Below are 24587 nucleotides of genomic sequence, written 5' to 3'. Positions count from 1 at the left end.
GCTCGAGCTGCCGACCACCTGACCTTCTACCGACCATCCGCCATATTGCCGACCACGCGTTCGGCGAGATCGCCGACGCGCCGGTCAGCCCCAGCGCGCCGGACGACCCGCCGGTCAGCCCCAGTGCGGCGGGACGTCGCGGCGGAGCTGGTCGTCGTTCGAGCCGTGGCCGGCCTCGGCGGCCCCGCCGTCGGCCCCCTCGCTCCAGCCCGCCGGGCGCTCGTCCGCGCTGACGCCGAGCACCACCTCACGCTCGGTCCCACGCCGCACGGCGCGCCGCGGACCCCGCCGCCGGGGCGTGGCGCCGACCGGTGCGGACTCGGCCGGTCGGTTCTCGGGCTCGCTCACGACACCATTGTCGCCCCACCGCCCGCTCAGTCGTCCAGGACCTGCGGCACCACCAGCTCAGCCGCCGGCGCCACACCCCCGGCCAGCCCGACCCGGGCGTCCCGCACGGACAGCACCACGCGGCGCACGCGCTCGGCCTCGGCGTCCGGATCCAGGAACGCGGCCGCCGACCAGACCTGCGCCACCACCCAGCCCAGGCGCTCCAGCTGCTCGGCGAGCTGCCGGTCCCGCACCCGGATCGAGGGCTCGGCCACGTACGCGGCGTCGTCGGTCAGCACGGCCACCAGCAGCTCGCCCGGCAGGTCGGGGTGTCCCACAGCGAGCGGGATGCGGTCGCCGCCGGGCAGGCCGTAGTCGGTCTCGACCACGAGGCCGGACCGCCACAGCCGCTCCCCCAGGTCCACGACCAGCCGGTCGACCGACCGCGCGACGTCCACGCCGTTGCCGATCTCGACCTGGTCCGCGAGACCCGAGCGCTCCTGCGCGAAGGACAGCACCCGCGCCAGCATCTGCGGCCCGGGGCCGCGCAGCCGCTCGGGGTCCAGGTCGGAGGCCGGGAAGCACGACACGACGTGCAGCCGCTTGCGCGCCGCCCCGAGCGAGCCGAGCAGCATCGCGTCGCCGCCGCCGTCGCCCAGCACGCCGAACCGGTGCAGCACGCGACCGTGCGGCGTCCGCCCGAAGCCCAGGGTGAGCACGATCGTGTCCCGCGCCAGGCCGGCCACGCCGGTCACGTCGGCGACCACCACGGGCTCGGGCCGCGAGCCCGCGAAGAACGGCGCCAGCGCCGGGTTGGCCCGCACCTCGGCGAGCAGCCGCTCGCGGATGCGGTCCGCGTGGGCGGCCGTCACGGTGACGATGCCGAAGGTCTCCTCGGGCCGGGTCATCGCGTGCTCGATCGCCAGGTCGACCACGCGCTCCACCTCGGCGCTCGTCGACTCGACGGTGCCGGAGACGGGGTCGGGCATGCCGGTGCCGTCCACGAGCGAGAAGTGCACCAGCGCCTCGGTCCGCGGCAGCGGCGCGGGCCGCATGATGCCCTCGTACCCGTGCTCGGCCAGCAGGCCCGTGAGCCGCGGGTCGCGCCGCGCGGGCTCCGGCTGGAGCGTCACGCGCGGCAGCAGCCGCGCGAGGTCCCGCACCGCGGTGCCCGACGCCGACCGCGGGTCACCGACCACGACGATCTGCCGACCGCGCGCCAGGGCGGGCACGACCACCTCGACCGGCACGTGCTGCACGGCGTCGAGGATCACCAGGTCGGCGCTCTTCTCGGCGGGCAGCAGGTGCGGCACCATCGTCGGCGTCGACACCCACGTGGGGCGCAGCCGGCGCACGGTCGAGCCGTGCTCCTTGACCAGGTCGCGCATCGAGCTCAGGCCGCCGCCGACCAGCGTCGCGTAGAGCGCCTCGGCGTCCTCCCGCTCGTCGCGCATCGCCGCGCCGAGGTGCGCGCGCACCGCGGCCCGGACGGGCGCGGACAGTGAGTCCACGTGCCGGCGGTCGAGCTCGCGGAACCGGCTCGCGAGCGCGTCCAGCCCGGCGCCGTCCTGCCCGGCGAGGTCCGGCTCGAGGGCCAGGATCTGCTCGAACACCGACGACCACCACGACAGCTCGAGCTCCGGGCCCACGAGGTCCGCCTCGACGCGGCGCTCCCCCAGGTCGTCGACCAGCTCGTCGAGCCCCGTGGTGCGCAGGCGCCGCAGCAGCGCCGTCCGCTCGGGGAGCGGCGCCAGCGCGTCCTGCGTCTCGGACAGCGCGGCGAGGCGCTGGACCAGGGCGAACAGGTCGAGGTCGAGCAGCTCGCCGCCCGCCTGCGACGAGCGCAGCACGGGTTCGAGCGCTTCGAGGTCGATGCGCACCGCCTCGTAGGTCTCCTCCACGCCGGCGAGCCCCTCGGGGAGCGTGGGCCAGCCGCCGCGTGGGCACTGCGCCTGCCACACCTCGCGCTGCCGCTGCACCTCGACGAGCGCCGCGTGCATGTCCGGGACCCGCACACCGGGGCGCACCATCTCGCGTGCGCGCCGCTTGAGCCGACGCCGTTCCAGCCAGCCCATCTCGGCGCCCTGGTCGGCCCGCTGCTTGCGCGACGCGGTGGCCTGCACCATGTCGGCCGCGGTGCGCTCGAAGACCATCGGCTGGAACACGTCGAGCGTGCCCCGCATGCCGCCGAGCATCCTGAGCTGCTCGCCCCACTGCCGCGCCGTCGATGCCTCGACCAGGCCCGTCACCTTCGAGACGTACTCGATCTGCTTGCGCAGCTCCGGCAGCGTGTGCTCGCCCAGGCGGGTGACGCGCGCGAGGGTGGAGCGGGCGTCGTCGTCCGTGAGGATGTGCGCGCCGAACCACGGGCTCGACGAGGACTTGAGCGTGAACGCCCCCAGCTCGGCCGCCCGCTCCAGGTCGGCCGCGAGCTCGGCCCGGCGCTCCGTGCCGAGGGCCAGCACCGACTCCGGGTCGAGCCGCACGCGCGTCGCGGGCGCCGGCCGCTCGGAAGTGAGCCGCGCCAGCGCCTGCAGGGCGTCGTACGCCGAGACCCGCCACGGCTCGCGCACCCGGTGCAGCGCCTCGATGTACCCGGCGAGCTGCGCCCGCGACCCGATCAGCGCGTCCCGCACGCGCGCCACCTCGTCGGCGTCGATGCGCTCCTGCGCGGGCGCCATCGCCTCCAGCAGGCGCCGCGACGTCGAGGTGCGCCAGGTCGGCACCGGCGCGATGTCGAGCAGCAGCCCGCCCAGGCCCAGCGCGTCGAGGCGCGCGGCCAGCGCGTCCGCGGCCCGGCGGTGACCCGGTACGTACAGGACCGAGCGCCCGCTCGCGTTCGCCTCGGCGACGACGGCGGACAGCGTGCCCGCGACGTCCGACCCGACCGGCGCGTCCACGAACAGGTGGCTGCCCGTCGCGAGGGCGTCGACCACGTGCCGCTGGTGCGGGTCGAGGTCGCCGACGCCGCGCTCGTGCGCCGGGTCGGCGTCGCCCACGCGCGTCTCGGGCAGCTCCATCTTGCCCAGTTTGGTCACCGACGCGTCGACGCCGCCGAGCGCCGCGACGACCTCGTGGTCCCGCAGGTCCGACCCGAGCTCGTCGAGGTCGTCCACGAGCACCTGGCCGGGGTGCACGAACGTGCCCACCAGCATCCGCCGGTCCAGCCGGAACTCCCCCAGCACCGCGGAGCCGAGGCTCGCGACCCGGTCCAGCACGTCCGTCGGGTTGAAGCCTGCGAGGGTGAACGTCGCCTTGGCCAGCGCGTTCGGGTCGAGCAGGGCGCCGTGCGCGCGCAGCGTGCGCGCCACCACCGGGTTGATCTCGGCGGTGGGATCGAGCGTGATGTCGTAGTCGCCCTCACCGTCGCTGCGCGGCGTCAGCATGACCGGCCGCAGCAGCACGGGCGCGCGCACCACGCGTGGCTCCTGGTCGTCGTCGTCGGACGCCGGGGCGGCGCCGTTCGCGGGCATCGCCAGCGTCACGATCGGCACGGACCCGGTCAGCGCGGGCGCGTCGGCGGGGCTGTCGGCGGAGTCGCCGCTCGGCTCGGCGGCGGACGCCGAGGACCCCGACGAGAACGCCGGTCCCAGCACCCGCGTGATCGCCTCCATGTCGTTGGCGCCGCCGTTCGCGCCGCCGGGAGCGGGGCGCTCGGTCCAGGTCGCCACCCCGATCGCGAGGTACGTGGGCGAGACCCCGTAGCGCTGCGCGTGCTCCGCGGAGCGCGCGGCCACGGCCCGTGCCCGACGGCGGGCGGTCGGCAGCGCGCCGGCCTCGCGGATCAGGCTGGACAGGCGGGTGGGCCGGCCCGCGAAGAGCTGGGCGACCCCTGACGGGTGCGCGGCCGACAGGTCGATAACTGCCTCACCGAGCAGTCCGACGTCGGCCAGGGAGGACCCTCCCGCGAGGCGGACGAGCCCGGCGCGCCACTGCGCGACCGACTCGGCCATGGGGTCCCGGGCGGTGTCCGGCGTGGACCCCTGGGCCTCCGACGCGGCAAGCTCGGCGGCTTGGTCCACGTTCTCGTCCTTCAGCGCGGCCGAGAGCTCCTCGGACAGGTCGACCGAGATCTCGGGAGCGGCTGCGGTCTGGCGGCGTGCAGCGTTCACCCCAGCAAACTAACCGCGCGGTGTCCGCAAGGTCCGGACGCCACGCCGCGCGACACACCGCACCCCGCACGGCCCCCGGCGCGACGGACCCGGAAGTCACCCGGGTGACTTGTGCCCGGGACGGGCTCCGCGGGGGTGAATCCGGGCCGACGGCGGGTTGGTCGGGGACAACCGGCGGAGCCGCGCGGGACACCCGGCGCGGTGGCCCAGGACATGCAAAAGCCCCTCCGGCAGGGGGTCCGAAGGGGCTTAGCAGGTGGACCGAGGTCCACCGGGGTAATGACGGTGCGCACCGCGCAGGGGGCGGGCGATGCGCACCGTCTTGTGAGAGTGTGCACCTGTTCCTGGCGGACGTCAACACCGACTAGGACGATCGTCCAGGTTGCGGCAAACACGTCTCAAAGCCGTTGTCGAGGTGCAAGTTTTCGCCTCGCGTGGGGCCCCGAAAAGGGCGACATCTCGCCCTTCCGGAGCACCGTACGCGGACCCGGAAAAAAGCCTGGACGGCGACTCCTAGACTCGAACGTTTGTGAGCGCACTCGTCGAGGCAGTCTTCCCCCGCCGGCTCGGCCGGTCGTTCCGCTGGCTCGTCTCGTCGTCGTGGACGAGCAACGTCGGGGACGGCATCGCACTGGCCGCGGGACCCCTGCTGGTCGCCTCGCAGACCGACAGCGCGTTCCTCGTCGCCCTCGCCGCGATGCTGCAGCGACTGCCCTGGCTCCTGTTCGGCCTCTGGGCCGGCGCGCTGGCCGACCGCCTCGACCGGCGCCTCGTCGTCATCGTCGCCAACGCGATCCGCGCACTCGTGATCGCGGTCCTGTGCGTCTTCATCGGGACGGGCACGGTGAGCATCGCCATGGTGCTCGCCGCGATGTTCCTCTATGGCACCGCGGAGGTCTTCGCGGACACCACCCAGCAGACCCTCCTGCCCACCCTCGTGGCCCCCGCCGACCTCGGCGCGGGCAACCAGCGCATGCAGGCCGGGTTCCTCGCCGCGAACCAGCTCGTGGGGCCGCCGGTCGGTGCGTTCCTCTTCGCCGTCGGCATGGTCTGGCCGTTCGCGATCCAGGTGGTCTGCGCGGCGCTGGCGATCGTGCTCGTCTCGCGCATCACGGCCCCGGCCGGCGCGTCGTTCACCACCGTGCGCGACGGCGACTCCCACGTCCGCAAGGACATCGCCGAGGGACTGCGCTGGGTGTGGCACCACCCGCCCGTGCGCACGCTGTGCGTCGTCATCCTCGTCTTCAACGTCACCTGGGCGGCCCCGTGGGGCGTGCTCGTGAAGTACTCGCTCGACCACCTGCACATGAGCGAGGTGGGCTACGGCCTGCTCACCACGGCGAGCGCCCTGGGCGGCATCGTGGGCATCCTGATCTACGGCTGGCTGGAGCGGCACGTGAACCTGGCGACGCTCATCCGCGTCTGCCTCACGCTGGAGGTGCTCACCCACGGCGCGTTCGCGCTGACCACCAACGGCTTGGTGGCGATCGCCATCATGTTCGAGTTCGGCGTCTACGCGTTCGTCTGGGGCACGCTGTCCACGACGGTGCGGCAGCGCGCGGTGCCCAAGGCGTTCCAGGGCCGCGTCGCGTCGATCAACATGATCTGCGTGTTCGGCGGCCTCGTGGTGGGGCAGGGCATCGGCGGCGTCGTCGCGGAGCACTGGGGCCTGGTGGCCCCGTGGTGGTTCGCGTTCGCCGGATCCGGGATCACGCTGCTGCTGGTGTGGCGGTCCCTGGCGAACGTCGCCCACGCCAAGGCTGCGGACTGACCGCCCGCCGGACGACGACGGGGTCGCCCAGGAGGGCCCGGGTCGCCGGACGACGACGGGGTCCCCAGGCTCAGAGCCCGGGGCTGCCCTTCCCTTTGAGGCCTAAGTTTCTTCGCTTTGCGGCGACGCAGAGCGGAGAAACTTAGGCCTCAAAGGTGAGGTCCAGGGCGACCTGCCGACCACGACGATCTCGACGAGCCGAGCGCACCCAACACGCCCAGCGGGCCCGTCGAGCCCGCCAACCCCGGCGCCGGTCAGCGCGCCTTGACGATCGGGATCGAGCCCGTCTCCGTGAACTCGCGCATGCGCTTGCCGACCGTGGACCGGCTGACGCCGACCTCCTCCGCGATCTCGCGGTAGGTCCGCCCCTTGGTCCGCAGGTCGATCATCCGCTCGGCGTCCTGCGTGCCGAGCTGGGTGTTGCGGCGCGGTGTACGACGACGCGGGATCGCGTCCCGGACGTTCGCCGTGGCCTGCGCCGCGGCTTCGGCAGGCTCCGTGACCGGTGCCTCCGCGACCGACGCGACCGACGCCGCGTCGGGCTCCGGCTCGGCCTGGTCGAACACGGCGTCGGGCTGCGGGGCGCGCTCGCTCACGGACTGCCGGGGCGAGTCCAGGGCCGCGGTGCGCCCCACGGGCCGGCCCTCGCCGAGGTCGTACGGCCGGTCGCCGCCCTCGCGCGGCCGACCGTCGGCGTCGTAAGACGAACGGCCGTCGGCGTACGGCCGTTCCCCGACGCCGCCCCGCTCCCCGAACTCCGCGGCGACGGCGTCCGCCGCCCACTGCTCGTAGTCGGGCGCGCCGACCTCGAGCCGCGAGTCGATCGGTCGGCCGTCCATCGGCTCGTCCACGAGGATGCCGGTCAGCCGCTGCCGGTCGGCGGCGTGCAGCCGGGCGACGTCGGCGGTGCCGTCGCCCACGGCGGCGAGCGCCTCGCACCAGGCGGCGACCTGGGCGCGCATCTCGGTGGGCGGCACGGTGCGCAGCGCGACGGAGCGGGCCCGGCGGCGGCCGGCCTCGGCCCGCGCGAGCCGGCGGCGGGCGGTGCGCGACCCGTCGTTCAGGCTCTGGGCCCGGAACAGGTCCTCGGTGGTGAGGAACAGGGCGTGCATGCGCGCGGACTGCCGCAGCGCGGACCAGGACGTGCCGGTGGCCAGGTGCCGGTCGCCGATCAGGGCGAGGTGCCACATGAGCGCGGCGAGCAGCGGCACGATGAACCGGAACAGGACGGCGCCCACGGGGTGGCCGATGTACGCCTCGTGCCAGGCGGCGAAGACGCCGGACGCCGAGGAGAGCAGCCAGGTCAGGGCGAGCAGCGTGCCGCCGGGCCGGTTGTCCCGCGCGGCCTCCCGGGCCAGCAGCGCCACGGTCACGAGGGACAGCTCGAAGACGCCGGCGGTCGCGTACGCGGTGCCCTGGCTCATGGCGAGCACGTCGATGCCGAACTGGACCATCGCCAGGTAGGCGGACCCGGTGGAGATCAGCGCGACGGAGATCGCGCCGGTGAGCACCAGGTTGCGGGAACGGCGCGTCGGGACGTTCGTCACGGGGTACGCCCGGTCGGCGGTGGCCACGGTGATCTCTCCTTCGTCGGGTGCCTGTCGGTCGTTGCCCGGGCGCCGGGACCGAACAACAGTTCGGATCGACACGGGTGCGGGCACGAAGATATCGGACAACTGTGACAACCCGGTATCGTCGCTGGCTGCTGCGCACAGCACCCGCGCAGGGCACGATGGACCAGACGTCGGGACCGGGCGCGGGCAGCGCAGTCGCACAGGGGAGAACGAGCAGATGTCGCAGAGGCGCAAGGCCTGGATCTGGGTGGCGGCCGTCGCGCTGGTCGCGGTCGTCGGGACGGCCGTCTGGCTGGGTCTGCGCGGCCCGGCCGAGACGGCGGACGCCGCGCCGTCGGCGAGCCCGTCGCCGTCCGCCAGCCCGACGCCGGCCAAGGCCGCGCCGCAGGCCGCCGGCTACTCGCTGGCGGCCCTGCCCACGCCGGACATCGACGCCCTGCTCCCCGCCGAGCTGCCGCACACCCACCTCGACTCGCTCGAGGGCCTGCCCGGTGCGGTGGTCGAGCCGAGGAAGGGCAAGGTCCCGGTCTGGGTCGAGCCGGACGTGACCGAGCCGCCGGTGCTCGCCCTGGAGGCCGACTACTACGACGCCGACGCCCGCTGGCTGGTGCTCGAACGCGAGACCGACTGGGTCAAGGTGCTCATCCCGTACGGCCGCGGCGCGCTGCCGTCGGACGACCCGGACAAGGTCAACGGGGTCTCCGGCTGGCTGCGCGCGAGCGACGTCGTCGAGGAGCAGGAGCAGCGCTCGGTGGTGGTCGACCTGTCGGACCGCACCGTGACCCTCACCCACGCCGACGGCACCCAGGACGAGCTCCCCGCCGCCGTCGGCGCGGCCGAGACGCCGACGCCGCTCGGCCTCACCCAGGTGTTCACGGTCACGGAGGCCGTGAACACCGGGATGTCGGTGTTCCTGTCGATGCAGAGCGAGTCGCTGGACGGCTTCTACGGGACCGACTACGCGGCGACCGCGCTGCACGTCGGCGAGGGACAGGGCCAGGCCGTGAGCAACGGGTGCGTCCGCCTGACCAGCGCCGACTTCGAGCGCCTCACGGACCTCGAACCGGGCGTGCCGGTGCTGATCAAGGCCTGACCGGGCCAGGACCAGCACCGGGCCGCCGGTTCACGACCGGCCGGTTCACGACCGCCCGGTTCACGACCGCCCGGCTCACGCTCCCGCGGGGCACTCCTCGTCCGCCGCCTTGCGGAAGCACCCCACGAAGTGGCCGGGTGCGTGCTCGACCAGGCCGACGTCGTCGGCCGGGCCGCTCACCGAACCCGCGGCGACCTCGTCGCCGAGCGAACGCCCCTGGGCCGCGAGCGCCTCGTGGTACAGGCACCGCCCGGCCAGGCGCGCGCTCCGCTGCGACTCCTCCGCCTCGACCTCGTCCCAGGTCCGGTCGAGGTGCGGAACGGAGGCGAGCAGGTCGCGTGTGTAGGGGTGCAGCGGGTCGTCGAAGACGGCGGCGGTGGCGCCCCGCTCCACGACACGCCCCTTGTAGAGGATGACCACCCGGTCGGAGACGTAGTTGCCGAGCGAGAGGTCGTGCGTGACGAACAGGATGCCGAGGCCGCGTCCCTTGAGCTCGCCCAGCAGGTTGAGCACGTCGATGCGGGTCGAGGCGTCGAGCATGGAGATGATCTCGTCGGCCACGAGCAGCTCGATGTCGAGCAGCAGGGCGCGCGCGATGAGCAGCCGCTGGAGCTGCCCGCCGGAGAGCTGGTGCGGGAACTTGCCGAGGATGTCGCCGGGTTCGAGGCTGACCGCGCCCAGCGCCTCCTCCAGCTTCTCCCGCCAGGCCACGCCCGACACCCGGGGGAAGTAGGAGCGCCGCAGCGTCTCGAACGTCCGGTCCACCTTGAAGATCGGGTTGAACGAGCTGAACGGGTCCTGGAACACGCCCTGGACCTTGCGGTAGTAGTCGCGCCGGGCCCGGAACCCGAGCCGGGTGACGTCGCGGCCGTCGAACGTGATGCTGCCGCCCGTGGAGTCGAGCAGGTGGAGCACCATCTTGCCGATGGTCGACTTGCCGCTGCCGGACTCCCCGATGAGCGAGACCACCTCGCCGCGCTGCACGTCGAGGCTGACCTGCCGCACGGCGTGCAGGTCGGAGGTGCCGAAGGTGCCGGTCTTGTAGACCTTGTCGAGCGCCTCGATCGTCAGCATCAGCTCACCGCCCAGCACGCGACCTGGTGGCCCTCGGCCACCTCGCGGAAGGGCGGGGCCTCGGCGCACTTGTCATGAGCCAGGGGGCAGCGGGCCCGGAACCGGCAGCCCGCGGGCGGGTCGAGCAGCGACGGCGGCCGCCCCTCGATGCCCTCGAGCTGCTGCTCCTCGTACCGGTCGCCCACCTTGGGCAGCGCCCCGATGAGCATCTTGGTGTACGGGTGCAGGGGCTCGTCGATGATCGTCCGGGCCGGTGCCTTCTCGGCGAGGTGACCGGCGTACATGACCAGGATGGTGTCGGCCACCTGGAAGAGCACGGAGATGTCGTGCGTGATGACGATCATGGACCGCACGAACCCGTGGTCGCGGAACTCGACGAGCGCGCGGGCCACGGCCTTCTGCGAGGAGACGTCCAGCGCGGACGTCACCTCGTCGCCGATCAGGAGCGACGGGTTCAGCAGCGTGGAGAGCACCAGCACCACGCGCTGCTTCATGCCGCCGGACAGCTCGATCGGGTAGCGCTTCAGCACCTCGGCGTCGAGGCCGACGAGCTTCAGGCGCCGTTCGAGCTCCGGGAGCACCTCCGCGTAGCGCACGTTGTGCGCCGCGAGGAGGTCGCGGATCATCCGGCCGATCTTCCGGGTCGGGTTCATCGCGGACATCGCGTACTGCGGGATGAGGGACACCTCGCGGTACCGGTGGCGCCGCATGGCGCCGTCGTCGGCGATGGGGAGCTTCTCCCCGTCGAGGGCGACGGTGCCGCCCGCGTGCTTCATGCGGGTGTCGAGGCGGATGAGGGCCTTGCCGAGCGTCGTCTTGCCGCAGCCGGACTCGCCGGCGATGCCCATGATCTCGCCGTCCGCCACCTCGAAGGTGACGCCGTCCAGCGCCTTCACGTCGCCGCGCAGGGTGCGGTAGTGGACCCGCAGGTCGGTCACGGAAAGGGACATCACATCTCCCGCAGCTTGGGGTTGAAGACCTCGTCGAGACCGACGTTCATGATGTACAGCGAGCCCACGATGAGCGTGATCCCCAGCCCCGGCGGGATGAACCACCACCACAGCCCCAGATGGAGCGCGCTCCACTGCACGGCCTGGTTCATCATCAGGCCGAGCGACATCGCGTTGGTGGGCCCTAGCCCGATGAAGTCGAGCGACGCCGCCGTCAGGATGGACCCGCCGAACAGCAGCACGAACGTCATGAAGAGGTAGGAGTACATGTTGGGCGCGACCTCACGCCGCAGGATCGTGCCCACCCCCACCCCGGACAGCCGCGCCAGGTCGATGAAGTCCCGCGAGCGCAGCGACAGGGTCTGCGCGCGCACCGCGCGCGCCACCCACGGCCAGCTGAACACGCCGATGTACAGCGCCTGCATCGGCACGCTGCGCACGCCCAGGTAGGCGTTGATGATGATGAGCACCACGAAGCCCGGGATGACCAGCACCACGTTGGTGAGCATGTTGAGCAGCTCGTCGATCAGGCCGCCGCGGTAGCCCGCGACGAACCCGATGGCCATGCCGATGACGGCGGCCACGCCGCCGCCCAGCAGGCCCACGAGGAACGTGGACCGCAGGCCGGCGACGAACTGCGCGAAGACGTCCTGACCGAACGTCGTGGTGCCGAACGGGAAGTCCGCGGACGGCGGTGCCATGGGCGGCCCCGCGTAGTCCATGGGCGCGTTCTTCAGGAAGAGCGGCCCGAGCAGACCCAGCAGCAGGAACGCGAGCACCACCACCGAGCCGATGATGACCTTGGGGTTGCGCAGCGCGAAGTACAGCGTCTCGCGTACGTCTCCCCCGGGCTTCCGGGCGGCCGACGGCGCCGAGGCTGCCACGGTCGGTTCGGCCGCCTCGGTCCCTGGCGCGGCCGCGGGTTGTGTCGCCGTCATGCTCCGCTCCTTCCGCATGAGTCTGCGGCTCCGTTCCGCGCGGGTGCCTCGTTCCTCGGCCCCCACGCTCCTCTGCGCCTCCGCCTCATGCGGTAGCCCCCGTCAGTCCGGTCCGCGTGCGGGGGTCCACCAGCACGTAGACGATGTCGATCACGAAGTTGGCCAGGAGCACGCCGATCACCACGAAGAGCAGGGTGCCCTGCAGCAGGAAGAAGTCCTGGTTCTGGATGGCGGACAGCACGAGCTTGCCCAGCCCCGGGTAGGCGAACACGATCTCGGTCACCAGGGCGCCGCCCAGGATGGTGCCGAGCTGGAGCGCGAGGCCCGTGATCTGCGGCAGCATCGCGTTGCGGAACGCGTACTGCCGTACGAGCCGCTTGGGCGCGCCGAGCGCGGACAGGTAGTTCGCGTAGTCGGACTCGAGCTCGTAGATGATCAGGTTGCGCATGCCGATCGCCCAGCCGCCCAGCGAGACCAGGAACAGCGAGAGGAACGGCAGCACCCAGTGCTGCAGCACGTCGCCCGCGAACGCCCACGACCACTGCGGCACCAGGCCGAAGTCGTAGCCGCCCGCCACGGGGAACCACCCGAGCGCGACGCCGAAGCCCCACGCGAGCAGGATCGCCAGCCACATGTACGGCATGGCCGTGATGAGGTACCCGACGGGCAGCGCCACGTTGTCGAGCCAGCGGCTGCGCGCCGCCATGGCCCCCACGCTGTTGCCGACCACGAAGCTCAGCAGGATCGCGGGGATCATGATGCCCAGCGTGTACGGCACGGCGTCGAGCACGACCTGGGCCACGGGCGCGGGGAACAGCCACACGCTCGTGCCCAGGTCGCCGCGGAACAGCGCGGCCCAGTAGTTCAGGTACTGCTGCCACAGGGGCAGGTCGAGCCCGAACGTCTGCTCGTAGTACGCGGTCATGGCCGCGATCGTCTCGGGGTGCTGGACGGCGGCGCGGGCCACCATCCGCTGGACCGGATCCCCCGGCATGAGCCGGGGGATCAGCCAGTTCAGTGTGACCGCCACGACGAACGTCAGTCCGTAGATCACGGTCTTACGAGCGAGATAGCCGCGCATACGTCAGGAGGCCGGCTCGAGGGCGAGCAGCGTGTTGATGCCACCCATCTGCACGTACCCGTTCCACATCACCGGGAAGTACGCGTCCTCGCGGCCCTCCTTGGGCCAGTTGGTCCACTGCGACTCGTTGTACTGGGCCCACGCGCCGTTGTACCAGAGCGGGATGGCGGGCAGGTCGGTCATGAACTTCTCCTGCACCTTCGACAGCGTCTCGGAGAACTCCGGGGTGCCGCTCTCGGTGCGCGACAGGTCCTCGACGAGCTCCCAGGCCTCCTCGTCCTCGTAGCGGCCGAAGTTGCCCGCCAGCATCTGCTCCTGGATCGGCTGGTAGAACGCGTAGTTGTAGTAGGTCCACGGCGTGTTGCTCACGCCCGCGTTGCCGTTGATCACCAGGTCGAAGTCGCCGGTCGCCCGCGCGTCGTCGACGGCGCCCGCGTCGGGGAAGTCGGCGGTGACCTTGATGCCGACGGCGGAGGCGTCCTCGGCGATGACGCGCGCGGCCTCCATCCAGTCGGTCCAGCCCGCGGGCACGATGAGCTTCAGGTCGATCGCCTCGCCGTCGGGCGACTCGACGAACCCGTCACCGTCGGTGTCCTCGTAGCCGGCGTCGGCCAGGATCGACTTGGCCTCCTCGGCGTCGAACGTGAAGCCGTGCTCGGCCACGACGTCCTCGTCGTAGTACTCCTCGAACGCCGGGACCAGGCCCGACGGGTGCGCCTTGGCCACGAGGCCGCCGTACGCGTTCGTCACGATCTTGTCGACGTCGATGGACCGCGCGAGCGCCTGCCGGAAGTCGACGTCGTCCATCGGGGGCCGCGTCTGGTTCGGGATCAGGTTCGCCGACGCCGCCGCCAGCATGTACGGCTCACCGTCGTAGTACGTGCTCACCTGGCCGGAGTCGGCGAGCTGGTTGACGCCGGGCAGGAAGTTGTTGCTCAGGTCGAGGCCGCCGGACAGCATCATGCCGAGCGCCACCTCGTTGGAGGTGTTCACGACGTCGACGATGTACTTCATCGGCATCTCGTAGCCGAGCTCGCTGCGCGCCCACCAGTCGTCGTTGCGCTCCCAGACCATGCGGTCCTGGCCGACGGCGGAGAACTTGAAGGCGCCGGACCCGATCGGGTCCTCGTTCGGGTTGGACAGGAGCTCCTCGTCCGACCAGTCGCCCATGATGTGCTCCGGCACGACCATCGTGCTGTAGAGCCAGTTGTCCCACTCCTGGTAGCGGGGGTCGGAGAAGGTGAACTTGACGGTCGTCGCGTCGGTCGCCTCGACCTTGTCGAGCCAGGTCCACACGTTGCTGTACGGCACGGCGTCGACCTTGCCGAGCTCGGTGGTGAAGACGACGTCGTCGGCGTCGAGCGTCTCGCCGTCCTGCCAGGTCAGGCCCTCGCGGAGGGTGAGCTCGTAGGTCTTGTCGTCGGTCCACTCGCCGCCCTCGGCGAGCCAGGGCGTCAGCTCGAGGGTGATCGGGTCGAACTGGAACAGCGGCTCGTAGACCAGGCCGCGCGCGCCCGTGGCGTGCCCCGAGCTGGGGATCGGGTTCCACGACGTGGGCGGGCCCCACTGGGTGCCGCTCGTGAAGAGCGTCTCCTCGCGCGGGTACTCGGCCACGAGCTCGTTGGCCGAGTCCATTCCCTCCGCCGAGGCGTAGGGGTTGGACGTCGTGGGTGCGCTCCCACCGCCGCCGGAACAGCCGGCGAGCAGCACGCCGGCCACGGAGGCCGCCGCCAGGGCGAGCACGCCCCGGGACCTGGTCTGTCGAAGGAACATCGTCGATCCTCTCCGCCCGCACGGCCGTCGTGCGGACCAGGCGCTTCGTCGCGCCGGGTTGCTGAGCATCGTTGTGCCTCGGCGAGGTATTGGTCAAGGTTTGTCACCTATGTTGCGCAATTGACACCTACGCCCGACCCGGGCGCTTAGCGCGCCGGGCCGGGCGGCCGGTAGGCTGTGTGGCGCGGTCCGGGCTTCACCCGGCCCGCCGCACGTGGCTCTCCCCTGGGAGAGGCGCGGGCGCCTGTAGCTCAGTGGATAGAGCACCGCTCTCCTAAAGCGGGTGTCGGCAGTTCGAGTCTGCCCAGGCGCACCTACTGGTCGACGAGCTGTCCGGCGGGTACCGCCGGACGCTCGGGCCCCTGACGCCCCGGCTTCGGGCGCGCAGCGCGCGCCTCGGCCCGCTCCCCGCCCCGCACCAGCATCGCCACCACCATCACGACGACGCCGACCAGGGTCACGGCCGCGCCGGCCCACAGCGGCGACGTGTACCCGAGCCCGGCGGCGAGCGTCAGCCCGCCCAGCCAGGCGCCGAACGCGTTGCCCAGGTTGAAGGCCGCGATGTTCGCGCCCGAGGCGAGCGTGGGCGCGGCCGACGCGTGCCGCATGACCCGCATCTGCAGCCCCGGCACGGTCGCGAAGCCGACGGCGCCCATCAGCACCAGGCTGATCATGGTCGCGACCTGGCTGGTCGCGGTGAGCGCGAAGACCGCCAGGACCACGGTGAGCAGCACCAGCAGGGTGAGCAGGGTGGCCCCGAGGTTCTTGTCCGCGGCCTTGCCGCCCACCAGGTTGCCCACGAAAAGGCCCGCCCCGAACAGGATCAGCAGCCACGGCACGGTCGAGCTCGCGAACCCGCTGACCTCGGTGAGCGTGAACGCCATGTAGGTGAACGCGCCGAACATGCCGCCGAAGCCCAGCACCGTCACGACGATGGACAACCACACCTGCGGCGCGCGGAACGCCGCGAGCTCGCCGCGCAGGCCCGGACCGGTCTGCCCGCTCGGCCCCGCGACGTCGTCGGGCACCCCCACCCGGGCCGGGACGAGCAGCGTGATCCCGATGAACGCGAGCACGCCGATGCCGGTGATGGCCCAGAAGGTGGAGCGCCAGCCGGCCGCCTGGCCGAGCAGGGTGCCGAACGGCACGCCCAGCACGTTGGCGACGGTCAGGCCCGCGAACATGATCGAGATGGCGGCGGCGCGCCGGTCGCGGGCGACCAGGTCGGCCGCGACGACCGCGCCGATGCCGAAGAACGCGCCGTGGCACAGGGCCGCGACGACCCGGCCGAGCATCATCAGCTCGTAGGTCGGCGCCACGGCGGACACCAGGTTGCCCGCGATGAACAGGATCATCAGGCCGAGCAGGGCCTTCTTGCGGTCCACCCGGGTCAGGGCGGCGGTGAGACCGACGGCGCCGACCGCGACGGACAGCGCGTAGCCGGAGATGAGGTATCCGGCGACGGTCTCGGTGACGCCGAAGTCCGTGGCCACCTCGGGCAGCAGGCCCATGATGACGAACTCGGTGAGGCCGATCCCGAAGCCCCCGATGGCGAGGGCCCACAGGGCGACAGGCATGACAGTGCTCCTTGAGGTGGTGGTGCTTGGTCCTTGGTCGGCGCGGGCCCCGGGCCCGCGCCCGTCAGCCGTCGAAGCGGTCCGGGTGCGGGCCGGTGCGGCCGTCCCGGTCGAGGGCGTCGATCGCGGCGACCTGCTGCGCGGTGAGCTCGAACCCGAGCACGTCGAGGTTCGAGGCGATGCGCGCGGGTGTGACCGACTTGGGGATCACGACGTTCCCGTGCTGCAGGTGCCAGCGCAGCACCACCTGCGCGGCGGTGACGCCGTGCGCCGCGGCGGCGTCGGTCACGGGGGCGGCGTCGAGCACGGCGCCCTGCGCGAGCGGGCTCCACGCCTCGGTGACGAGGCCCAGGCCCGCGTGGTGGGCGCGCAGCTCACGCTGCTGCAGGGCGGGGTGCAGCTCCACCTGGTTGACGACGGGGCGTACGCCGGTCGCGGCGACGATCGCGTCGAGGTGCGCGGGCTGGAAGTTCGAGACGCCGATCTCCCGGACCAGGCCGGCGTCGCGGGCCTCGATCAGCCCCTCCCAGGCGGCGACGTGCTGCCCGCGGCCCGGCGCGGGCCAGTGGATCAGGTACAGGTCGAGGGCGTCGAGGCCGAGCAGCTCCAGGCTGCGCTCCAGGGCGGGCCGGACGGCGTCGCGCGCCATCGAGTCGGTCCACAGCTTGCTGGTGACGAACAGGTCCTCGCGAGCCAGGCCGGACTCCGCCAGCGCGCGGCCCACGCCCGCCTCGTTGCCGTAGACGGCTGCGGTGTCGACGCTGCGGTACCCGGCCTCCAGCGCGTGGCCGACGGCGCGGGTGGTCTCGGCGTCGGGCACCTGGAAGACGCCGAACCCGACCTGCGGCATGGTCGCGCCCGGGCGGGCGGCGTTGGGGAGGGCGACGGCGGGGGTCGAGGCGGGGGAAGACATGAGGGCTCCTTGCTGTTCTCCGAACGGTGCCCACTGTGCGTACGCGGACACCTGGCGGACGCGTTTAGTTGCACGCGCCTCCTAGATAGTTGCACGCGCGCACTAGTTGCACAAGCGCTATAGTTGGAGACCGGAATCACGCCCGCGAAGGAGGGCCCATGGGAATCGCCGACGACGCCGTCGAGATCCGTGCCCAGGGCTGGCGAACGCTCGCCGCGCTGCACGGCATGATCGACAGCGCGCTGGAGCGCGCGCTGCAGGCCGAGCACGGCCTGTCCGTCGTGGAGTACACGGTGCTGGACGCGCTGTCCCGGCAGGACGGCTGGCACATGCGCATGCAGCAGCTCGGCCGAGCCACCGCGCTCTCGCCGAGCGCCACGACACGCCTGGTCAACCGCCTGGAGGACCGTGCGCTGCTCACGCGCGTGCTGTGCCAGGACGACCGGCGCGGCATCTACACCGAGCTCACCAAGGCCGGCGAGAAGCTGCTCGTGGCCGCACGCCCCACGCACGACCGCGCGCTGCACGAGGCGCTGCAGGAGGCGGAACAGGTGCCGGAGCTGGCCCTGCTCGTGGGCACGCTGGGCGGCGTGGGCGCAGGGGTCTGACCGGACCCGGCACACGACGAGGCGGCCGGCCCGGCGCACGAGGTGCGTCGGGCCGGCCGCCCTGTCTCAGCCGTCCGGTCAGAGGATCGCGCGGAGGAACTCCTGGGTCCGCTCGTTCTCCGGCGACGTGAAGATCGTCTCCGGGTCGGCCTCCTCGATGATCTTGCCGCCGTCGAACATCAGGACCCGGTTGGAGACCTCCCGGGCGAACTGCATCTCGTGCGTGACGATCAGCATGGTGATGTCCGTGGTCTCGGCGATGTTGCGGAGCACGCCGAGCACGTCGGCCACGAGCTCCGGGTCGAGCGCGGAGGTCACCTCGTCGAGCAGCATGATGTCGGGTTCCATGGCGCAGGCCCGCGCGATGGCCACCCGCTGCTGCTGCCCGCCGGACAGCTGGGTCGGGCGCGCGTCCCGCTTGTCGGAGAGGCCGACGAGCTCCAGCAGGTGCTCGGCCTTGGCGACCGCCTTGGCCTTGGGCCAGCCGAGCACGTGGATCGGGGCCTCGATGATGTTCTCCAGCACCGTCATGTTGGGGAACAGGTTGAACTGCTGGAACACCATCCCCACCCGACGGCGGACGAGCCCGCGCTGCTTCTCGCTGCGCGCGACGCGCTTGTCGCCACGCATCTCGTGCGTGTACGGCTCGCCGTCGACGTAGATCAGACCGCCGTCCGCCTCCTCGAGCGTCATGAGCAGCCGCAGGATCGTCGTCTTGCCCGAACCGGACGGGCCGATGAGCGTCACGCGGTCGCCCTTCGCGACCGTGAAGTCGAGGCCGTCCAGCACGGTGTTGTCGCCGAACTGCTTGACGACCCCACGGAACTCGATCGCCGGGGTGTCCACGGCGTCCTGGGTGGTGGCACTAGGCAAGGCGGTTCTCCAATCGGCGCACGAGCATCGACGTCGGGTAGCTCACGATGAGGAAGAGCAGTCCGACCATCGTCAGCGCCTCGATGTATACGAACTTCGCTGCGCCGTACTTCTGCGCGGCGTTGAACATCTCGACGACCGTGATGGCGAAGAGGAAGGGCGTCTCCTTGAACATGGAGATCGCGTAGTTGCCGAGCCCCGGCAGGGTGTTGCGGATGGCCTGCGGCAGCACGACGGCGCCCCAGGTGCGCGAGCGCGGCAGGTCGAGGGCGACGGCCGCCTCCCACTGCCCCTTCGGCACCGCGTCGATACCGGCGCGGTAGACCTCGGACAGGTACGTCGCGTAGTGGATACCGAGCACGATGCAGCCGATCACCAGGGGTGGCGTGCTGCTGAACACGAGGTAGGCGAAGACCAGCTGCACGAGCAGCGGGGTCGAGCGGATGAACTCGGTCAGCAGACCGACGGGCATCGTCACGACACGCAGCTTCGAGCGGCGCACGAGCGCGACGAGCAGGCCGAGCACCGACGCGATGGCCATGCCGACCACGGTCGCGAGCAGCGTGATCCAGAGGCCGTCGATCAGCAGCGGAAGGACTTCGCCGACACGGTCCCAGCTCCAGGTGAAACTCATACGGACACACCTCCGCCCTGGGTGGTGGGCACGGGCGCGACCTGCAGCACCTCACGCGGGGTCGGCCCGATGCCGACCCGGCTCTTGGCCCGCGCCTCGATGGCGTTCATCAGCAGGGTGAGCAGGTAGGCGATCGCGAAGTAGAGCAGGAGCCCGACGACGTACGAGAACACGGTGTCCTGGGTCCCCCGCCGCATCTGCTCGATGAAGTAGTTGAGGTCGTGCAGCAGGATGTAGGTGGCGAGGGCGGAGCCCTTCACCAGCTGGATGAGCAGGTTGGTGAACAGCGGGATCATCAGCGGCCAGGCCTGGGGCAGGATCACGCGCCGCAGGCGATGGGCCGGGCTCATGTCGAGCGCCGTCGTCGCCTCCCACTGCCCCTGCGGGACGGCGTTGATGGAGCCGCGCACGACCTCGGCGCCGTACGCACCGTAGTTCAGGCCGAGCGCGAGGATGCCGCAGGCGAGCGACTCGAGCTGGAAGCCGAACACGGGCAGCACGTAGAACAGCCAGAACAGCTGCACGACGAGCGACGTCCCGCGGAAGAACTCCACGACGACCCGGGAGGGCACCCGGAACCACCATCGGCCGCGCGACCCGAGACCGAGCAGCATGGCCACCAGGAATGCGAGGGCCGCGCCACCGACGGTGAGCTCCAGCGTGACGAGGATGCCCTCACCGAGCCGGGGCAGTCCGTTGACGAGGTATTCGAGATTGTCGGACACGGGCTGGATCAGCCGTCCAGGCCGAGCTCCGGGGCGAGCTCGGTTGCCAGCGTCTCGAGGTCACCGTCGCAGAGCTTCTCGGTGGTCATGCCCTCCACCGGACGCTCGGCGGCGGTGAAGCCGTACTCGCCGACGATGTCGAGGTAGCGGTCCTCGTCCGCGACGATCTCGGCGAGCTTCTCGTTGTACGCGTCGCGGAGCTCGGTGTCGTTGGTGCGGAAGACGGTTCCGCCGGCGCCGATCTGCGGCACGCCGTCGATCTCGGCCACGAAGGACTCGGTGACCTCGATGTCGGCGTCCGACTTGGCCGCGAGCGCGTTGAGCGAGATGGCCGTCAGTGCGAACGCATCGACCCGGCCCGCCGTCAGGGCGTCCAGGCCGTCCTGGGGCGTCCCGACCTCGGTGTTGTCGATCTCGAGCGACGCGGCGTAGTCGCCCTCGATCGCACCGCTCATGGTGGCGAGCTTGACGCCGGCGTCCTTGGCGGACTGCATGTCCGTCAGGTTGTCCGGGTTGCCCGCCGGGACCATGAACGCGGTGGTGTACATGAACTCGGGCTCGCTGAACGAGGCTTCCTCGCAGCGCTCCGGAAGGATGGACATACCGGCGCTCACGGCGTCGAAGCGGTTGGCGTTGAGGCCGGGGATCAGCGAGCCGAACTCGGTGTTCACGCCCTCGACGGTCTCGATGCCGAGCTCGGAGAAGATCTCCCGGTGCAGCGCGACGGTGGCTCCGGTGAGCTCGCCGTTCTCGTCCTCGTAGCTGTAGGGCTCCTCGCCGGCGAAGCCGACGGTGACGGTGCCCTTGTTCTGCAGGTTCTCGAGGGCACCGGCGCCGCCCTCGGCTCCGCTCGTGTCGACGCGGGAGCACGCGGCCAGCGCCGCCAGGGTGAGTACGGACCCTGCGGCGAGGACGGCTCGGCGGACCGGGCGGACGCTTGATCTAGACATGGTTCCCTTCACGCCACCCCGGCACAAAAGCAAAGCCCGGGTGGGCTGGAGTTCACGGACGGCTCGCCACCGTAGCGGAATGGCGACGTTCAGACAATCTAGCGTTCGACATTATGATTGTCTACAATCTGCGGATTCACCCGGCCGGCGCCACCCCTGCTACCGCCGTGGCCGCACCGATGCCCGCGCACCGGGGATGATGTCCTCATCGACGTTGCGCACACGGAAGGAGCACCGATGTCCCACCCGCCACGGGCCACCCTGGCGACCGCACCGTCCTTCTCGCGCGTGACGCGTCCCTCGACGGTCGACCTGATCCAGACCGAGCTGCGCAACGCGGTGTACGCGGGCGTGCTCGCCGTCGGCTCGCCGATCCGCGAGGTGGAGGTGGCGACCCAGCTCGGCGTGAGCCGCGGGCCGCTGCGGGAGGCCGCCCAGCGCCTGGTCCAGGAGGGGCTGCTGGTCGCGACGCCGGGGCGTGGCATGCGCGTGGCGACGATCTCGCGGGAGCGGCTCCCGGCGCTCTACGAGGCGCGCAAGTCGGTGGAGATCACCGCGGCCCGGCTGCTCGTCCGGTCCGGGGACGACGACGCGGTGGCGAGCGTGCGCCGCGCCCACGACGAGCTCGTGGACGCGAACCGCACGGGCGACGCGCGCCGGGTGGGCGGGGCCGACCTCAACCTGCACTGGGCGCTCGTCGCAGCGACCGGCAACCCCTGGCTCACGCGCTGGATGACCACGCTCATCGTCGAGGTGCGGATGGCCACCTTCTCCGTGAGCGACGAGTACGTGGTGCGCAAGGACACCGCCGACGCGCACGCCGTGATCGTCGAGCGGCTCGAGGCGCGCGACGAGGAGGGCCTGGTCACGGTCATCACCAAGATGCTCGACGGCGCGGTCGCGCGGCTGCTCGGCAAGGAGGGCGAGCCCGTCGAGACGCTGGAGGAGCCCGCCGACGCGCCGGCGATCACGCTCGGCCCGATCGACGCCCCGGACGAGATGTAACCGCAGGTCAGGCGGGTCCTGGGCCGACGTCGGAGCGCAGGCGCGCCGGCGTCAGACCCAGGCCGCCGGGTCCGCGAGGACGGCCCGCAGCACCTCGCGCGCCCCGCCCGTGAGCGCCGCCTGCGGGCCGGCCTGCGCCGCTCGGACGTCCAGGTCGACGAACGGGGCCGCGAGCACCCGGTCCGCGAGCACGGCCTCGACGTCGGCCCGCAGCCAGGGCAGCAGCTCGGTGTAGGCGCCGCCGAGCACGATGGTGGACACGTCGAGCAGGTTCACGAAGTCCGCGAGCGCCGAGCCCAGGGCACGGCCGGCGGGCAGGGCAGTCCCGGCCGGCGCTCCCCCGTCCCCCTCGGCGAGGCGGTCGACGAGCGCGGCGAGCGGGGCGTCGGGCGGCAGCCCGGCCGCGCGCATCATCGCCTCCTTGCCGGCGTACTGCTCCAGGCACCCGAACGCGCCGCAGGAGCAGCGCGGCCCTGCGGGGTCGACGACGACGTGCCCGATCTCGCCGTTCCACCCGCGCTCCCCCAGGAAGAGCGCCCGGTCGACGACGATGGCCGCGCCGATGCCGACGTCGCCCGAGACGAAGACGAACGAGTCGGGGGCCGCGACGTCGGACCCGCCGGCGAGCTCGGCGACCGCGGCGAGCTTGGCCTCGTTGGCGATGCGGACGGGCAGGTCGCCGAGGCCGAGCAGCGGCACGGGGTCGAGCGAGGACCAGCCCAGGTTGGGCGCCACCTCCAGCAGGCCGGTACGCGGGTCGACCAGGCCGGGCAGGGCGAGCCGCGCGCCCGCGACCGTCATGCCGGCGGCGGCCACGCCGTCGCAGACCTCGCGGGCGAGCTCGCCGAGGCGGCCGAGTACCACGGCGGGGTCGCTGTCGTGGAACGCGCCCGGGACCACGCGGTCGGCGACGACGTCGCCGGTGAGATCGAGCACACGCACGCCCAGGTAGTCCACGTTCACCTCGAGGCCGAGGCCCACGAGGGACCGGGGCGCCGGGACCAGCGGGACGGCGGGCCGCCCGGCCCGGCCGCCGGTCACGGCGGGGAGCTCACGCACCAGGCGGGCGGCCACGAGCTGGTCCACCAGCGTGGACACCGTGGCCCGGGCCAGACCGGTCGCGGCCGCCACCCCCGCGCGGGACAGTGGTTCAGGCACCTCGAACACGGCGCGGGCGACGAGCTCCAGGTTGTGCTCGCGCAGGGAGTGCTGGCGGGCCGCGGCGGGGCCCGTCCGCGTGGTGGTCTCGTGGGCGGTCCCGGCGGTGGTCACGCCTTGACTGTAGCCGAGGCCCGGGTAATAGTTCATCCGTACAACTAATGCGGCGCCGCATGCCGGGGCCGCCCTCGACGAGGAGACCCCGTGAGCGACATCAAGTACTCGTTCGGCCTGTGGACCGTCGGCTGGCCTGCCGCCGACCCGTTCGGCACGGCGACCCGCCCCGAGCTCGACCCGGCCGAGTCCGTCCGCAAGCTCGCCGACCTCGGTGCCTGGGGCTTCACGTTCCACGACAACGACGTCTACCCCTTCGGCTCGGACGACGCCGAGCGTCAGAAGCACATCGACGCCGTCAAGAAGGCCTCCGCCGAGACCGGCCTGGTCTGCGAGATGGTCACCACCAACACGTTCACGCACCCCGTCTTCAAGGACGGCGCGTTCACCTCCAACAACCGCGAGGTGCGCCGCTTCGGCCTGCGCAAGGTGCTGCGCAACGTGGACCTCGCCGCCGACATGGGCGCGTCCACGTTCGTCATGTGGGGTGGCCGCGAGGGCACCGAGTACGACAACTCGAAGGACCTCCACGCCGCGCACGCGCGCTACGCCGAGGGCATCGACACCGTCGCCTCGTACATCAAGGAGAAGGGCTACGGGCTCAACATCGCCCTGGAGCCCAAGCCCAACGAGCCGCGCGGCGACATCTTCCTGCCGACCATCGGGCACGCCATCGCGCTGATCGACTCGCTCGACAACGCCGACATCGTGGGCCTGAACCCCGAGGTGGGCCACGAGCAGATGGCCAACCTGAACTACACGCACGGCATCGCCCTGGCGCTGCACGTCGGCAAGCTGTTCCACATCGACCTGAACGGCCAGCACGGCCCGAAGTTCGACCAGGACCTCGTGTTCGGTCACGGCGACCTGCTGTCCGCGTTCTTCACGGTCGACCTGCTGGAGAACGGCTTCCCGAACGGCGGCCCCCGCTACGAGGGCCCGCGCCACTTCGACTACAAGCCCTCGCGCACCGAGTACCTCGACGGCGTGTGGGAGTCGGCCAAGGCCAACATGAAGACCTACGACCTGCTCGCCGCCAAGGCGAAGCAGTACCGCGAGGACCCCGAGGTCCAGGCCGCCTTCGAGCAGGCCGGGATCTTCGAGCTGGGCCAGTCGACGCTCGCCGAGGGCGAGACGTTCGACTCCTTCCTCGCCGAGGCCGACCCCGACGTCGACGCCCTCGCCGAGAAGGACTACGGCCTGGTGCGCCTGCACCAGCTGGCGCTGAACCACCTGATCGGCTGACCTGGCCCGATCACGGCCGGTCGAGCTGGCCAACTGCTGGTTGAGCCGACAACCGCTGGTCGAGCTTGTCGAGACCTCACCAGGTCTCGACA

Annotated in this window: 20 protein-coding genes and 1 tRNA gene; 6 read left to right on the top strand and 15 right to left on the bottom strand. The window is 71.9% G+C overall.

Going from position 1 to position 24587, the window contains the following annotated elements:
* Positions 1-114: 114 nt before the first annotated feature.
* On the bottom strand, positions 115-348 hold the full coding sequence (locus ACFU5G_RS18815; protein WP_377248051.1) for a hypothetical protein: 234 nt from the start codon (positions 346-348) through the stop codon (positions 115-117).
* A 26-nt stretch (positions 349-374) separates the two neighbouring features.
* Positions 375-4439 carry a hypothetical protein gene (locus ACFU5G_RS18810; RefSeq protein WP_377248048.1) on the bottom strand — a complete coding sequence of 1355 codons (4065 nt, stop codon included), beginning with the start codon at positions 4437-4439 and terminating at the stop codon, positions 375-377.
* Between the two features lie 529 nt (positions 4440-4968).
* Between ACFU5G_RS18810 and ACFU5G_RS18805 the strand changes: the two genes are divergently transcribed.
* Positions 4969-6210: an MFS transporter gene (locus ACFU5G_RS18805; protein WP_377248045.1), complete on the top strand. Its 1242-nt coding sequence runs from the start codon at positions 4969-4971 to the stop codon at positions 6208-6210.
* 254 nt (positions 6211-6464) lie between these two features.
* Here ACFU5G_RS18805 and ACFU5G_RS18800 read toward each other — a convergent pair whose 3' ends face one another.
* Positions 6465-7784 carry a winged helix-turn-helix domain-containing protein gene (locus tag ACFU5G_RS18800; protein ID WP_377248042.1) on the bottom strand — a complete coding sequence of 440 codons (1320 nt, stop codon included), beginning with the start codon at positions 7782-7784 and terminating at the stop codon, positions 6465-6467.
* Between the two features lie 217 nt (positions 7785-8001).
* Between ACFU5G_RS18800 and ACFU5G_RS18795 the strand changes: the two genes are divergently transcribed.
* Positions 8002-8877, top strand: a complete 876-nt coding sequence (locus tag ACFU5G_RS18795; protein ID WP_377248039.1) for a L,D-transpeptidase — start codon at positions 8002-8004, stop codon at positions 8875-8877.
* Positions 8878-8952: 75 nt separating this feature from the next.
* On the opposite strand, the gene ACFU5G_RS18790 is transcribed toward ACFU5G_RS18795, so the two are convergent.
* The 5 genes from ACFU5G_RS18790 to ACFU5G_RS18770 form a co-directional block, all read right to left on the bottom strand.
* Positions 8953-9951 (bottom strand): ABC transporter ATP-binding protein, encoded by a 999-nt coding sequence (locus ACFU5G_RS18790; RefSeq protein ID WP_377248036.1) that lies wholly within the window; start codon positions 9949-9951, stop codon positions 8953-8955.
* On the bottom strand, positions 9951-10901 hold the full coding sequence (locus ACFU5G_RS18785; protein WP_377248033.1) for an ABC transporter ATP-binding protein: 951 nt from the start codon (positions 10899-10901) through the stop codon (positions 9951-9953). Before ACFU5G_RS18785 ends, ACFU5G_RS18790 begins: the two co-directional genes overlap by 1 nt.
* The gene (locus ACFU5G_RS18780) at positions 10901-11839 is read right to left on the bottom strand and encodes an ABC transporter permease (protein ID WP_377248030.1); all 939 of its coding nucleotides are present in this window, start codon (positions 11837-11839) and stop codon (positions 10901-10903) included. Before ACFU5G_RS18780 ends, ACFU5G_RS18785 begins: the two co-directional genes overlap by 1 nt.
* Positions 11840-11924: 85 nt before the next feature.
* A complete protein-coding gene (locus ACFU5G_RS18775; RefSeq protein WP_377248027.1) occupies positions 11925-12893 on the bottom strand; it encodes an ABC transporter permease in 969 nt (322 codons plus the stop codon).
* Positions 12894-12923: 30 nt separating this feature from the next.
* Entirely contained in the window at positions 12924-14693 is a 1770-nt protein-coding gene (locus tag ACFU5G_RS18770; RefSeq protein ID WP_377248024.1) for an ABC transporter substrate-binding protein, read from the bottom strand.
* Between the two features lie 240 nt (positions 14694-14933).
* On the opposite strand from ACFU5G_RS18770, the gene ACFU5G_RS18765 reads away from it, so the two are divergent.
* A tRNA-Arg gene (locus ACFU5G_RS18765) sits at positions 14934-15006 on the top strand.
* A gap of 1 nt (position 15007) precedes the next feature.
* On the opposite strand, the gene ACFU5G_RS18760 is transcribed toward ACFU5G_RS18765, so the two are convergent.
* Both ACFU5G_RS18760 and ACFU5G_RS18755 read right to left on the bottom strand, forming a co-directional pair.
* Positions 15008-16270, bottom strand: coding sequence for an MFS transporter (locus ACFU5G_RS18760; protein WP_377248021.1), 1263 nt, complete (start codon positions 16268-16270; stop codon positions 15008-15010).
* 64 nt (positions 16271-16334) lie between these two features.
* Positions 16335-17183, bottom strand: a complete 849-nt coding sequence (locus ACFU5G_RS18755) for an aldo/keto reductase (protein ID WP_377248018.1) — start codon at positions 17181-17183, stop codon at positions 16335-16337.
* Positions 17184-17341: 158 nt separating this feature from the next.
* Between ACFU5G_RS18755 and ACFU5G_RS18750 the strand changes: the two genes are divergently transcribed.
* Complete coding sequence (locus ACFU5G_RS18750; protein ID WP_377248015.1) at positions 17342-17791, top strand: MarR family winged helix-turn-helix transcriptional regulator; 450 nt, start codon at positions 17342-17344, stop codon at positions 17789-17791.
* A 78-nt stretch (positions 17792-17869) separates the two neighbouring features.
* Here the strand turns inward: ACFU5G_RS18750 and ehuA are convergent, their stop codons facing one another.
* The 4 genes from ehuA to ehuB are packed head-to-tail and all read right to left on the bottom strand — an operon-like array spanning position 17870 to position 20973.
* Positions 17870-18664, bottom strand: coding sequence for an ectoine/hydroxyectoine ABC transporter ATP-binding protein EhuA (ehuA, locus tag ACFU5G_RS18745; RefSeq protein WP_377248012.1), 795 nt, complete (start codon positions 18662-18664; stop codon positions 17870-17872).
* Complete coding sequence (gene ehuD / locus ACFU5G_RS18740; RefSeq protein ID WP_377248009.1) at positions 18657-19298, bottom strand: ectoine/hydroxyectoine ABC transporter permease subunit EhuD; 642 nt, start codon at positions 19296-19298, stop codon at positions 18657-18659. Before ehuD ends, ehuA begins: the two co-directional genes overlap by 8 nt.
* Entirely contained in the window at positions 19295-20023 is a 729-nt protein-coding gene (ehuC, locus tag ACFU5G_RS18735; RefSeq protein WP_377248006.1) for an ectoine/hydroxyectoine ABC transporter permease subunit EhuC, read from the bottom strand. The genes ehuD and ehuC overlap by 4 nt, the downstream gene beginning before the upstream one ends.
* Before the next feature lie 8 nt (positions 20024-20031).
* On the bottom strand, positions 20032-20973 hold the full coding sequence (gene ehuB / locus ACFU5G_RS18730) for an ectoine/hydroxyectoine ABC transporter substrate-binding protein EhuB (protein ID WP_377248003.1): 942 nt from the start codon (positions 20971-20973) through the stop codon (positions 20032-20034).
* Positions 20974-21210: 237 nt separating this feature from the next.
* Here ehuB and ACFU5G_RS18725 point away from each other — a divergent pair, with 237 nt between their 5' ends.
* Positions 21211-21978 (top strand): GntR family transcriptional regulator, encoded by a 768-nt coding sequence (locus tag ACFU5G_RS18725; RefSeq protein WP_377248000.1) that lies wholly within the window; start codon positions 21211-21213, stop codon positions 21976-21978.
* Between the two features lie 51 nt (positions 21979-22029).
* On the opposite strand, the gene ACFU5G_RS18720 is transcribed toward ACFU5G_RS18725, so the two are convergent.
* Complete coding sequence (locus tag ACFU5G_RS18720; RefSeq protein ID WP_377247997.1) at positions 22030-23250, bottom strand: ROK family protein; 1221 nt, start codon at positions 23248-23250, stop codon at positions 22030-22032.
* A gap of 90 nt (positions 23251-23340) precedes the next feature.
* Between ACFU5G_RS18720 and xylA the strand changes: the two genes are divergently transcribed.
* Positions 23341-24495, top strand: a complete 1155-nt coding sequence (gene xylA / locus ACFU5G_RS18715) for a xylose isomerase (RefSeq protein WP_182619456.1) — start codon at positions 23341-23343, stop codon at positions 24493-24495.
* Positions 24496-24587: the final 92 nt, after the last annotated feature.

This window comes from Promicromonospora sp. NPDC057488, assembly GCF_042802395.1.
Taxonomy (GTDB): domain Bacteria; phylum Actinomycetota; class Actinomycetes; order Actinomycetales; family Cellulomonadaceae; genus Promicromonospora.
Note: the sequence above shows the minus strand (reverse complement) of the source record. Positions and strands in the feature narration are given on the sequence as shown.